Here is a 12,053-nt window from a genome sequence, read left to right on the forward strand (position 1 = left end):
AATAAATAGAGAACGTTAAGTTATGGCAGTCGAAGAAATCGAACCAGAAGCGCCGAAAGGGAAGGGAAAATTACTGATCATCATTATTGCCGCTGTTGTCTTATTAGTTGGCGGTGGTGGTGCAGCCTTTTTCTTAATGGGCTCAGATGACTCGGCAGAAACGCAGCAAGCGACACAACAAGAAGTGGTTACACCGACCGATCCGGTCGCTTATGTCAATATCGCTCAACCGTTCTTATTCAACGTAACTGGTGACAAGAAAGATCGCTTAGTTCAGATTAAAGTGCAGCTCATGGTGCGCGGCTCGGAAAATGAAAACCTTGCTCGTTATCATTCGCCATTGATTGAAAGCTCGCTTCTCAGCACGTTTGCTTCTGCGACGGTTGATCAGCTAAGAACCGTCAATGGGCGTGTTGAACTACGCGATAAAGCAACAGACGACATTAAAGCGAGTTTAAATCGCGCAGTAGGTCAGCCTGTCATCGAACGTGTACTGTTTACCGATTTTGTAATGCAATAGGTGCCAAGTGACCGATTTATTAAGCCAAGATGAAATCGATGCACTCTTACATGGTGTCGACGATGTCGATGAGGTGGAAGAGGACGTAACCCCCACCGATGCCAGTGCGGTCGAGTTTGATTTTTCATCGCAAGATCGAATTGTCCGTGGTCGAATGCCGACCTTGGAGCTTATCAATGAGCGCTTTGCCCGCCATATGCGGATCAGCTTGTTTAATATGCTACGCAAAACCGCAGAGGTATCGATCAACGGCGTACAAATGATGAAGTTTGGTGAATACCAAAATACCTTGTATGTCCCAACCAGTTTGAACATGGTACGTTTCCGTCCTTTGAAAGGTACTGCGCTGATCACAATGGAAGCGCGTCTGGTTTTCATTTTGGTAGAGAATTTCTTTGGTGGTGATGGTCGATTCCATGCACGTATTGAAGGGCGTGAGTTTACTCCGACTGAACGTCGAATCGTTCAACTACTACTGAAAATTGTCTTTGAAGACTACAAAGAAGCTTGGTCTCCCGTGATGGGGGTCGAGTTTGAGTATCTAGACTCTGAAGTTAACCCAAGTATGGCCAACATTGTCAGCCCGACGGAAGTGATTGTCGTCAGTTCATTCCATATCGAAGTGGATGGTGGTGGCGGTGACTTCCATGTGGTGATGCCGTACTCCATGGTGGAACCGATCCGCGAATTGCTCGATGCGGGTGTTCAATCGGACAAGATGGAAACGGATGTTCGATGGAGTACAGCACTTCGCGAGGAAATTATGGATGTGCCGGTGAACTTCCGCGTACAACTGCTTGAGCAAGATATCTCGCTACGCGATTTAATGGAGTTACAGCCGGGCGATATTATCCCAATTAATATGCCAGAGCACGCCACCATGTTTGTTGAAGAACTGCCAACATTCAGGACTAAGATGGGTCGTTCTGGTGAGCTGCTTGCGGTACAAGTTTCAGAAAAAATTAAACGCCCTGATGTGGTGAAAACCGATATTGCCTTCCTCGGTAAGGATGTTATTTCCGAGCTAGAAGAAGACGATAGCGAAATTGAAGATTAAGAGAATAACAGGTAACAGGTATGGAACCGAGTGACGACCAAAAGCTGGCGGACGAATGGGCTGCCGCATTAGGTGAAGATCCAAGTGCACCAAGTATTGATGTCGATGAAGTGATGAATGCTCAGCTTGATGAGCTAGAAGATACCTCGTCTCCAATTTCAGAAGATGAGCGCCGTAAGCTCGATACAATTCTAGATATTCCGGTCACGATTTCGATGGAAGTTGGCCGTTCGCAAATCAGCATTCGCAACTTACTGCAATTGAACCAAGGTTCAGTGGTTGAGCTAGAACGTTTGGCGGGTGAATCTCTCGATGTATTGGTTAACGGTACCTTGATCGCGCACGGCGAAGTGGTTGTCGTCAACGATAAGTTTGGTATTCGTCTCACTGATGTAATTAGTCAAACAGAGCGTATTAAAAAGCTTCGATAGAGTAAGGTACAGTATGACGCTGAAAGTTAAGGAGTACTTACTTTTTCCTCTAGCTTTGATCTCTCCATCCGCAATGGCTGCCGCTCCTGGCAGTCAATTAGACTGGGCGACCACTTTTGGGTCGCTCTTGTTCGTTATTGCCTTTATTTTATTTTTGGCTTGGTTACTTAAGAGAATGCGCGTACCTGCAATGGTTAATCAAAAAGGATTAAGCGTTGTGAGGCAGATAGCATTGGGCAACCGCGAGCGAATCATGATTGTACAGGCTGGAGAAGAACAATTTTTGGTTGGAGTGACCGCTCAATCCATCCAACTGATCTCAAAACTGGATAAACCTTTATCTCAGGAGGAGATGGCTGCAAGTCCGTTTGCCAATCAATTGACTCAGCTATTGAAAAAGAATGATAAAAACCAATAAGATAGCGTCGCTTTGTCTGACGCTTTTCATCCTGATGTTCTCTGCGCTCTCGTTTGCACAAGAAGAACTCGCCACGTCAGTACCTGACAATGCGGCTCCGGGAAGCTCGGTAACCGTGTCGGCAATGGAGAGCGAGCAAGGCGCGGCTAAAACGATTTCTACCAGTAGTTTGGTTGGCGGTGGAGGCGGTGGTGTTCCTGCCTTTACCATGACGACCAATCCTGACGGCAGTGAAGATTATTCAGTAAACCTGCAAATCTTGGCGCTAATGACCATGTTAGGCTTCTTGCCTGCGATGGTTATCTTAATGACATCCTTTACTCGGATTGTGGTGGTGATGTCGATTCTTCGTCAGGCGATGGGTCTACAGCAAACACCGTCCAATCAGGTGATTATTGGTATCGCGATCTTCTTGACCTTCTTTATCATGTCTCCTGTGTTAAATAAGATTAATGATGATGCTATTCAGCCATACATTAACGAGCAGATCTCTGCGCGCCAAGCGTTTGACCTCGCGCAGATCCCGATGAAAGACTTCATGCTCAAGCAAACACGAGTCAAAGATCTAGAAACCTTCGTTAATATTTCAGGTTCGACCGCAACGGCGCCTGAAGATGTTTCAATGGCGGTGCTTATTCCTGCTTTCATCACCTCTGAACTCAAGACCGCGTTCCAGATTGGCTTTATGTTGTTCCTGCCTTTCTTGGTTATCGACCTTGTCGTGGCATCGGTATTGATGGCGATGGGTATGATGATGCTTTCACCAATGATTGTATCGCTGCCGTTTAAACTGATGCTGTTTGTGCTGGTAGATGGCTGGAACCTGATACTGTCGACATTGGCCGGCAGCTTCGCCTTGTGACGGGAGAAAATGTATGACTCCTGAAATGTTTGTTGAGTTGTTTCGAGATGCACTGTGGATGGTTCTCATCATGGTGTGTGCGATCATTATTCCCAGCTTACTTATTGGTTTAGTGGTTGCTATCTTCCAAGCGGCGACCTCTATCAACGAACAAACGCTGAGCTTTTTGCCGCGTTTAATCGTGACACTACTTGCTCTGATGCTATTCGCTCACTGGATGACACAAATCTTGATGGAGTTTTTCTTTAGCATGATTGAGCGCTTGCCTCAGGTTCTATACTAGGTTTCGTTATGGAATATCCGGCGACGCTGATACTGGACTGGATAGCCAATTATTTTTGGCCCTATACCCGTATTGCTGCAATGTTAATGGTGATGTCGGTAACCGGGGCTCGCTTTGTCTCTACCCGCGTCCGACTCTACTTGGGTCTGGCGATCACCTTTGCTGTGATGCCTGCGATACCCGCTGTCCCAGATACGATTGAATTGCTCTCTTTTGCAGGCTTTATGACCTTGCTCGAGCAAATTATTATCGGCGTTGCGATGGGAACCGTGACCCAGTTTATGATTCAAACGTTTGTTATCTTGGGGCAAATTCTTGGTATGCAGTCGAGCCTAGGTTTCGCTTCTATGGTCGACCCTGCCAACGGGCAGAATACGCCCTTGCTTGGTCAGCTATTTATGTTTCTCTCGACGCTGTTCTTTTTGACGACCGATGGCCATTTGAAAATGATCATGCTGGTGGTGATGAGCTTTAAGTCGCTGCCAATAGGCACGGGTTCACTTACTACCGTTGATTTTAGAGAACTGGCATTGTGGCTAGGCATTATGTTTAAAGTCGCGCTGAGTATGTCACTGTCAGGCATTATTGCACTGCTGACTATTAACCTGTCATTTGGTGTGATGACGCGTGCTGCGCCGCAGTTAAACATTTTCTCACTGGGCTTCGCTTTTGCCTTGATGGTGGGTCTACTGATCTGTTGGTATCTTGTTGCCGGTTTATATAATCACTATGAACTATTCTGGATACAGGGAGAGCAGCAGATTTGCCAATTTATTAGGCTGGATTGTTAGGGTCTGTTGACCTTTTGAGCTGATTTTTGCAGCAGTTTGTGGGTTCTTTCTGCAAGGCAGAGGCTTTGAGTTGTAGTTGCCCTACCTGATAAGCCGATAACGCAGCAGAAGGGAGCCACAAACGCTGCCCGAAGGGTTCGGTTAAAAGCGTTTTACTCTTTGTTGAGAGGTGTTTTGCTTAGAATGCCTAGGCGGCAAACCTCTCGCCGCGATTAAAACGTTTTTATCTCGAACAAAATTTAACCGCAAAAGGTCAACAGACCCTAGGAGGCTGAATGGCAGAGTCAGACGGTCAAGAACGCACAGAAGACGCCACGCCCAGACGCTTGCAACAGGCTCGAGAAAAAGGGCAGGTTGCAAGGTCAAAAGAGCTAGCATCGGTTTCTGTACTAGTAGTAGGCTCAATTGCACTGATGTGGTTCGGTGAGAGTCTTGCGCGCGCGTTATTTACGGTTATGTCGCGGCTATTCTCCCTCTCGCGCGAAGAAATATTCGATCACGTTAAGCTGTTCGATATTGTCGTTGGTTCAATAGGCAGTTTGATTCTGCCACTGTTACTGATTCTAGTGACGCTGTTTGTCGCCGCTGTGGTGGGCGCAGCAGGGGTTGGTGGTGTCAGTTTCTCGGTAGAAGCGGCGATGCCTAAAGCATCTAAAATGAACCCTCTTAGCGGCCTAAAACGTATGGTTGGGATGCAGAGCTGGGTAGAGCTGATCAAATCAATTTTAAAAGTGGCGTTGGTCTCTGGCATGGCCTTTTATCTGATCAGTGCCGCGCGCGAAGACTTGTTTCAACTCAGTATGGATGTCTATCCTCAGAACATTTTTCATGCGCTGGATATATTGCTCAATTTCGTTCTGTTGATTAGTTGTACGCTGCTGATCGTGGCTGCGATCGACATCCCCTTCCAAATTTGGCAACACGCTGACCAATTGAAAATGACCAAACAAGAGGTCAAAGACGAATACAAAGAAACGGAAGGTAAGCCGGAAGTGAAAGGCCGTATTCGTATGCTTCAGCGTGAAGCTGCTCAGCGCCGAATGATGGCCGAAGTGCCGCAAGCTGACGTTATTGTCACCAACCCGGAGCACTTCTCTGTCGCACTACGCTACAAGCAAGATACTGACAAAGCGCCGATTGTGGTTGCAAAAGGTACTGACCATATGGCGCTGAAAATTAGGGAAGTGGCGCGTGAGCATGATATTTACGTCATCCCCGCACCACCTCTGGCGCGTGCTTTGTATCACTCCACCGAGCTTGAGCAAGAGATCCCTGATGGCTTGTTTACTGCCGTGGCGCAAATTCTCGCTTATGTATTCCAGCTTAAGCAATTCCGTAAGAAAGGTGGTCAGCGTCCGAATTTGAAAACGTCTGAGCTACCAATACCGCCTGAGTTGAGGAAGTAGCAATACTTCTGTCATTCCATAGAGTGATAAAAGAGCGAGTAGAAAATCTTTATAGGTTTTTGATTAGCTATAAGAGATCCCCAACTCGTTCGTACCTCACTCTCGAGGATGACGAGATTTTGATATCTGCCATTCCATAGAACGACGAAGGAGCGAGTAGGGAATCTTTAAAGGTTTTTGACTTGTTGTAAGAGATCCCCAACTCGTTCGTTCCTCACTCTCGAGGATGAAGAGGTTTTTGATGCTGTCATTCCATAGAACGACGAAGGAGTGAGTAGGGAATCTCTTGAAGGATCCGGTTACTTTTCTGGAATTGAGAGCAACACCAATAAAGCACCGTCACCACCAAACTCAAGTGGTGCTTGGTGGAAAGCCATCACATCTGGGTGCTGAGCAAGCCAAAGAGGCGCTTTCTGCTTAAGGATGTGCTTACCAATCCCGTGTTGAACGCAGGCACAAGAAATTTCATTTTTGATGCAGTAAGCGATCATAGCGCCTAACTCTCGCTTGGCCTCTTGTTGGGTCATACCGTGCATATCCAAGAACACATCTGGGACATAGACGCCGCGACGTAGGCGTTTTACCTCATAAGTCGAGACATCATCACGCGCATAACGAGTTGGTCCATCCTCATTAAGAAGAGGCACGAACTCATCCGAGAAATAAAACTCCGTATCGCTTGCTTCACGGGCAGTACGGGTAATTTCTTTTTGCTTACTGTTTTTTTTTGGTTGCTGGACTATGGTATCCTGTGACAACTTTTTTACGCCTTGTACTGCATCCCTAAAAAGGGCGAAGTCATCATCCATATCGGTGTCTTTTTTGCTCATGGGACTAAATTTAATATGTATAAATGCAATTAGCAGTATTGTAGCGCTTTTCGGAGGCAATTTTGGATAAGATTTTTGTAGAAGAAGCAGTATCGGAACTTCACTCGCTTCAAGATATGATTCGTTGGACGGTAAGTCGTTTCAATGCCGCGAACCTTTTTTATGGTCACGGTACTGACAACGCTTGGGATGAAGCGGTTCAGCTTATCTTACCGACACTATACCTACCAATCGATGTGCCTCCACATGTATTGAATTCACGTCTAACAACGAGTGAACGTATGCGTATCGTCGAGCGCGTGGTGAAACGCATCAATGAGCGCACGCCAACGGCATACCTAACTAACAAAGCATGGTTCTGTGGCCTTGAGTTCTTCGTTGATGAGCGTGTTCTTGTGCCTCGTTCGCCAATTGGTGAATTGATCCAAGCAGAATTCCAGCCTTGGTTAGTGGAAGAGCCAACACGTATCATGGATCTTTGTACTGGTAGTGGCTGTATTGCGATTGCTTGTGCACACGCCTTCCCTGACGCAGAAGTGGACGCGATTGATATTTCAACTGACGCGCTACAAGTTGCTGAACAAAACGTTCAAGACCATGGCATGGAACAACAAGTTTTCCCAATCCGTTCTGATTTGTTCCGTGATCTGCCAAAAGAAAAGTACAACATCATCGTGTCTAACCCGCCTTACGTGGATCAAGAAGACATGAACAGCTTACCTGATGAGTTCACCCATGAGCCTGAGCTAGGTTTAGCAGCAGGTACGGACGGTCTTAAGTTGGTTCGTCGCATTCTGGCTAATGCACCGGATTACCTGACGGACAGCGGCATTCTTATCTGTGAAGTAGGTAACTCTATGGTACACATGATGGAGCAATACCCGCACATTCCATTTACTTGGATTGAGTTTGAAAACGGCGGTCATGGCGTGTTCATGCTAACTCGCGAGCAGATGCTAGAGCACGCAGCAGAGTTTTCAATTTATAAAGACTAAGCGCTAACACCCAATCCTGTTTTCCAGCGCCAAGCCTGATTTAGTCATAAATCGGCTTGGCGTTTTTTATGGGTGCTAAAAAGCAAAATAGTTGGTGATTAGGGGTTTACATCAAACCGCAATAAGGCGACTATGAATTTACGAACAATTGAAGTGTAAAATTATGTATACAGGTTAAAGGTATACGTAAGCGAATAAAGTTTGAGGAAGTAATGGCAGGAAACAGTATCGGACAACATTTCCGAGTGACGACATTCGGAGAAAGTCATGGTATCGCACTAGGATGTATTGTCGACGGTTGCCCTCCGGGTCTTGAAATCGCAGAGGCGGATATTCAAATTGATCTGGATCGTCGTCGCCCAGGCACTTCTCGTTATACCACCGCTCGCCGTGAACCAGATGAAGTGAAAATTCTTTCTGGTGTATTTGAAGGTAAAACCACCGGTACTTCAATCGGCCTATTGATCGAAAATACCGATCAGCGTTCAAAAGATTATTCAGAGATCAAAGATAAGTTCCGTCCGGGTCACGCGGACTACACCTATCATCAAAAGTATGGTGTGCGTGATTACCGTGGTGGAGGTCGTTCTTCGGCGCGAGAGACAGCGATGCGTGTTGCTGCCGGTTCGATTGCTAAGAAATACCTGAAGCAAGAATTCGGTGTCGAAATTCGTGCTTATCTGTCTCAGATGGGTGATGTTTCGATTGATAAAGTCGATTGGGATGAAATCGAGAACAACGCATTTTTCTGTCCTGATGTCGATAAAGTCGACGCATTTGACCAGCTGATTCGCGATCTTAAGAAACAAGGTGACTCGATTGGCGCTAAGCTACAAGTTGTCGCTACCAATGTCCCAGTGGGCTTAGGTGAGCCTGTGTTCGATCGCCTTGATGCGGATATTGCGCACGCACTAATGAGCATCAATGCCGTTAAAGGCGTAGAGATTGGTGATGGTTTTGATGTAGTCAGCCAGAAAGGCAGTCAACATCGTGATGAGCTTACTCCTGATGGTTTTGCAACCAACCATGCTGGTGGCATCTTAGGTGGTATTTCGACAGGGCAAGATATTGTCGCTAATATCGCTCTTAAGCCGACATCGAGTATTACGGTTCCGGGTGAAACCATTACCAAGCAAGGTGAGCCAACTCAGTTGATTACTAAAGGTCGTCATGACCCATGTGTTGGTATTCGAGCAGTACCAATTGCAGAAGCTATGCTGGCGATTGTTGTACTTGATCACTTATTGCGTCACCGCGGTCAAAATCATGGTGTGACAACCGAAACGCCACAGATTTAATCGACAAGATAAACAGCAAGCCCCGACAAATATGTCGGGGCTTTTTTATGTCATTAAGAAACGTTACACCATTAAAAAATTATAAAAATCTAATTGTTTGTTCTCCTTCCTATCGAGTAACAACACGCGGGTATTACGTTGCATTGCCGCATCAATAGCGAGCGCCGCGAAGTCGGCTATCTTGTCTTGGCAATCGCTTTCAAGAGGAAGAGTTTGACCTTGATGTTCAACAAACAGGGTCTCCAATTCGGAACAGACGAAGGCATAACGGGGTTGTGTTTGGCTCATGAGTTTGGCTTCAATTAATAGTTTTATAAATTTCACCATGGATACCTCAAAACTACAAAGTTTGCTAAGTAAGCATAAGTAATGGCGGTGCTTACATACTCTTACGCTTGTTCGAAAATGAATCTGATACATTAGAAAAGCGTTAAGGAGGTACATTGTGGAGTTAGCGTCAATCTATTCTGTTCAAATGGATTACATTCAAAGTCTTGTCCGTTATCAAAGGGAAGGGTTTGTATATGGTTTCTATCAAGGGAAGACTTTTTATAGTGTGTTTCAGCCTATTGTCGATCGGGCAGGGAAAGTATTAGCCTTCGAAGGGCTAGTCAGAATTTGGGATGACCAAGGAAATAGTGTTAACCCAGGCGACTACTTTTCATCAATGCCACCGGGTGATGCGGCGAATGTTGTTGCCACATTATTGTGCGGTAAACTCCACTCGATCAACCTAGCTCATACGGTATACAGGCACAGCAAACTGTTTATAAATGTATCGCCCTCAGTTTTCACCTTGCTGGCCAATCATCGTCAATCAATTGAGCACCTTATGCATAGGTTACGTTGTCTGCGTTTGGTTAGCGATCAAATTGTCTATGAAATTACCGAGTTTGAAGAAACGGACTTAGAAGGTATTTTGCAAGGCAAAGCCTATCTGGAAGAGTACGGTATTGTCACTGCTCTAGATGATTACGGAGCTCGCTATTCAACTCGTAAACGAGCGTTGAAGATCCGTGCACCCTATTTAAAAATTGACCGTAGCTATGTCGGTGACGAAAACTTCGTAAGGGAAGCCGTGGCTGTTGCGCGCAGTATTGGAGCAAAAACGATCGCTGAAGGGATCGAAACCCGCGAACAATTTGAGATGTGTCGAGAGAGTGGAGTGGATTACTTTCAAGGTTATTGGATTGCCAAGCCAATGACGAGCCAAAGGTTACAACGATATCAACCTTTGGCTCTATAAAAAGAGCGGGGAATTAGTGCAGTGAACCTTCTGTTTCAAGCTGGAACGATGGAAGGCGCCATTTGAATCTTACTGCCGCCATTCGTAGTAGGTAGCCGACGATAAGCGTAGAAATGGTCGCAGTCACATCATTTACGCCAAGCTCTAGAAGCCCTAAATATAGACCAGAGGAAACAAGTGCTACCGATGCATAAAGCTCTTCATGCAGTACTAATGGTGTTTGACGACAAATAAGGTCACGTAGCAAACCGCCAAATACACCGGTAACTAGTGCCGATACCATACAGATCATAGCATGGTGACCCATACCCATTGCCACTTTGGTGCCAATGATACTAAATACGATCAGGCCTAGAGCATCAAGTCGAATGAATAGGCCTTTAAGCTTAATGACCCACTTTGCAAGGCCAGTTGTCAGCACGCCAGCGATACAAGTAATCGCAAGAAACTCAGGGTTTTTCACCCAACCAAGTGGGTAGTGACCGAGCAGGATATCTCGGACAGTACCACCACCAATGGCGGTCGCACTCGCGACTAACATGACACCAAACCAATCCATTTTTCTTCGGCCAGCACTTAAGGCTCCGGTCATTGCTTCCGCAGTAATACCAATAATATATAAAACACTTAGCAGCATAGCGAGTTCTCAAAAAGGGCCGTGAGACGGCGGATTGATATTATAAATTTAAGGCGTGAGTGTAGTGGGAAATGTGATCTGTGACGAATGAGATTTTATGAAGACGAAAACGTTTTTCACATAACTAAATCTAATGTCACTAACTTTTGTATGGATTTGCATTTGCGTCGAAAAATGCGAGAATGCGGAGCGAAAAAATTAAACCTATGTAATTGAGCTATGAGCCACGAGTACCAAGACCTAATCACAATTTTTAATGTGACTTTTTTTGACCACTACAACACTAAGTTGGAGCTGGGTGGTGATGAACCAATTTACCTTCCCGCTGATGACGTTCGTCCATACCATCGGATTATTTTTGCTCGTGGTTTTTACGCTTCAGGCATGCATGAGATTGCCCACTGGTGTGTGGCAGGTCCTGAACGCAGGTTGCTAGAAGATTTTGGCTATTGGTACGAACCTGATGGTCGCACAGAGCAAGTTCAAGCTGAGTTTGAAAAAGTAGAGATTCGCCCACAGGCTTATGAGTGGATTCTTTCCAAGAGTGCCGGTTTTCCATTTACCGTTAGCTGCGACAACCTCAATGGTGACTTCGAACCGGACAGGCTCCAGTTTATGGCTAAGGTTCATCAAGAAGTCGGTAAGATTTTTGAGCAGGGCATCCCTAAGCGAGTACGAATGCTGTCAGATGCGTTAAGAGATTTCTACCAAATCCCAGAGCTTGCTTTTGAACAGTTCGAAGTGAAGTAACAACAAGCTGCGCGAGGCAGCTTGTTTTTGTTTTGGCTACTGGATCAACCAAGTGGTTTGAGCTTGGTTATTATGGTTTAAGGTATACACCAACGGGTCGACATCGGGCTCCATAATGGACACAACCGCGATCAATGATTGGCAGTGATTAGGGACTCTGAGCTGATACTGTCCTTGACCACTCTGTAGCGCGGCTTTAACTAGGCACTTGTTATAATCGACGTTTTCCAAACCTCCGATACTGTTATCGCATATCGATATATAAACTTGTGCCGCAGCTAGGTGGGGTAGGCTGACATCAATATCGACGCTATACACCGACGTTAAGTTATTGCTGTGTTCAATTTGCAGCTCCGTTAAACTCAATGTTTGTTCTGTTGCGCTTGTCGACTCCGAACCACCTTCTGAGCCTGTTGATGCTCCTGAAGACGATGAGCCCGTTGATTCCCCGCCACCACCGCCACCACAAGCAACAAGCAATGAGGCAAATAACAGGCTTAGGTATAGTTTCATTTTTGCATTACACATA

Annotated in this window: 16 protein-coding genes; 12 read left to right on the forward strand and 4 right to left on the reverse strand. The window is 45.9% G+C overall.

Going from position 1 to position 12,053, the window contains the following annotated elements; genetic code table 11:
- Window positions 1–22: 22 nt before the first annotated feature.
- The 8 genes from fliL to flhB all read left to right on the forward strand — a co-directional run bounded on the left by fliL (window position 23) and on the right by flhB (window position 5,768).
- A complete protein-coding gene (fliL, locus tag VIA_RS11950; RefSeq protein WP_004413258.1) occupies window positions 23–520 on the forward strand; it encodes a flagellar basal body-associated protein FliL in 498 nt (165 codons plus the stop codon).
- Window positions 521–527: 7 nt separating this feature from the next.
- Entirely contained in the window at window positions 528–1,577 is a 1,050-nt protein-coding gene (fliM, locus tag VIA_RS11955; protein ID WP_004413259.1) for a flagellar motor switch protein FliM, read from the forward strand.
- A gap of 20 nt (window positions 1,578–1,597) precedes the next feature.
- Window positions 1,598–2,008, forward strand: a complete 411-nt coding sequence (gene fliN / locus VIA_RS11960; RefSeq protein ID WP_004413260.1) for a flagellar motor switch protein FliN — start codon at window positions 1,598–1,600, stop codon at window positions 2,006–2,008.
- A 13-nt stretch (window positions 2,009–2,021) separates the two neighbouring features.
- Window positions 2,022–2,426 carry a flagellar biosynthetic protein FliO gene (fliO, locus tag VIA_RS11965; RefSeq protein WP_004413261.1) on the forward strand — a complete coding sequence of 135 codons (405 nt, stop codon included), beginning with the start codon at window positions 2,022–2,024 and terminating at the stop codon, window positions 2,424–2,426.
- Window positions 2,410–3,288 (forward strand): flagellar type III secretion system pore protein FliP, encoded by an 879-nt coding sequence (gene fliP / locus VIA_RS11970; protein WP_004418597.1) that lies wholly within the window; start codon window positions 2,410–2,412, stop codon window positions 3,286–3,288. Before fliO ends, fliP begins: the two co-directional genes overlap by 17 nt.
- Before the next feature lie 13 nt (window positions 3,289–3,301).
- Window positions 3,302–3,571, forward strand: a complete 270-nt coding sequence (fliQ, locus tag VIA_RS11975) for a flagellar biosynthesis protein FliQ (RefSeq protein ID WP_004413263.1) — start codon at window positions 3,302–3,304, stop codon at window positions 3,569–3,571.
- Window positions 3,572–3,579: 8 nt separating this feature from the next.
- Complete coding sequence (fliR, locus tag VIA_RS11980) at window positions 3,580–4,362, forward strand: flagellar biosynthetic protein FliR (protein WP_004413264.1); 783 nt, start codon at window positions 3,580–3,582, stop codon at window positions 4,360–4,362.
- A gap of 275 nt (window positions 4,363–4,637) precedes the next feature.
- Window positions 4,638–5,768, forward strand: a complete 1,131-nt coding sequence (flhB, locus tag VIA_RS11985) for a flagellar biosynthesis protein FlhB (protein WP_004413265.1) — start codon at window positions 4,638–4,640, stop codon at window positions 5,766–5,768.
- Between the two features lie 299 nt (window positions 5,769–6,067).
- Here flhB and smrB read toward each other — a convergent pair whose 3' ends face one another.
- The gene (gene smrB, locus VIA_RS11990) at window positions 6,068–6,598 is read right to left on the reverse strand and encodes an endonuclease SmrB (protein WP_040896887.1); all 531 of its coding nucleotides are present in this window, start codon (window positions 6,596–6,598) and stop codon (window positions 6,068–6,070) included.
- A 62-nt stretch (window positions 6,599–6,660) separates the two neighbouring features.
- On the opposite strand from smrB, the gene prmB reads away from it, so the two are divergent.
- Both prmB and aroC read left to right on the forward strand, forming a co-directional pair.
- Entirely contained in the window at window positions 6,661–7,593 is a 933-nt protein-coding gene (gene prmB / locus VIA_RS11995) for a 50S ribosomal protein L3 N(5)-glutamine methyltransferase (RefSeq protein ID WP_004413267.1), read from the forward strand.
- A gap of 212 nt (window positions 7,594–7,805) precedes the next feature.
- Window positions 7,806–8,891, forward strand: coding sequence for a chorismate synthase (gene aroC / locus VIA_RS12000; RefSeq protein WP_004413268.1), 1,086 nt, complete (start codon window positions 7,806–7,808; stop codon window positions 8,889–8,891).
- A gap of 63 nt (window positions 8,892–8,954) precedes the next feature.
- On the opposite strand, the gene VIA_RS12005 is transcribed toward aroC, so the two are convergent.
- The gene (locus VIA_RS12005; protein ID WP_004418595.1) at window positions 8,955–9,218 is read right to left on the reverse strand and encodes a hypothetical protein; all 264 of its coding nucleotides are present in this window, start codon (window positions 9,216–9,218) and stop codon (window positions 8,955–8,957) included.
- Window positions 9,219–9,336: 118 nt separating this feature from the next.
- On the opposite strand from VIA_RS12005, the gene VIA_RS12010 reads away from it, so the two are divergent.
- Complete coding sequence (locus VIA_RS12010; protein ID WP_004413270.1) at window positions 9,337–10,137, forward strand: EAL domain-containing protein; 801 nt, start codon at window positions 9,337–9,339, stop codon at window positions 10,135–10,137.
- A gap of 13 nt (window positions 10,138–10,150) precedes the next feature.
- On the opposite strand, the gene VIA_RS12015 is transcribed toward VIA_RS12010, so the two are convergent.
- On the reverse strand, window positions 10,151–10,774 hold the full coding sequence (locus VIA_RS12015; protein WP_004413271.1) for a trimeric intracellular cation channel family protein: 624 nt from the start codon (window positions 10,772–10,774) through the stop codon (window positions 10,151–10,153).
- A gap of 219 nt (window positions 10,775–10,993) precedes the next feature.
- On the opposite strand from VIA_RS12015, the gene VIA_RS12020 reads away from it, so the two are divergent.
- The gene (locus tag VIA_RS12020) at window positions 10,994–11,524 is read left to right on the forward strand and encodes an elongation factor P hydroxylase (RefSeq protein WP_004413272.1); all 531 of its coding nucleotides are present in this window, start codon (window positions 10,994–10,996) and stop codon (window positions 11,522–11,524) included.
- A gap of 36 nt (window positions 11,525–11,560) precedes the next feature.
- On the opposite strand, the gene VIA_RS12025 is transcribed toward VIA_RS12020, so the two are convergent.
- Window positions 11,561–12,052 (reverse strand): hypothetical protein, encoded by a 492-nt coding sequence (locus VIA_RS12025; RefSeq protein WP_004413273.1) that lies wholly within the window; start codon window positions 12,050–12,052, stop codon window positions 11,561–11,563.
- Window position 12,053 lies beyond the last annotated feature (1 nt).

It is taken from the genome of Vibrio orientalis CIP 102891 = ATCC 33934, from assembly GCF_000176235.1.
Classification (GTDB): domain Bacteria; phylum Pseudomonadota; class Gammaproteobacteria; order Enterobacterales; family Vibrionaceae; genus Vibrio; species Vibrio orientalis.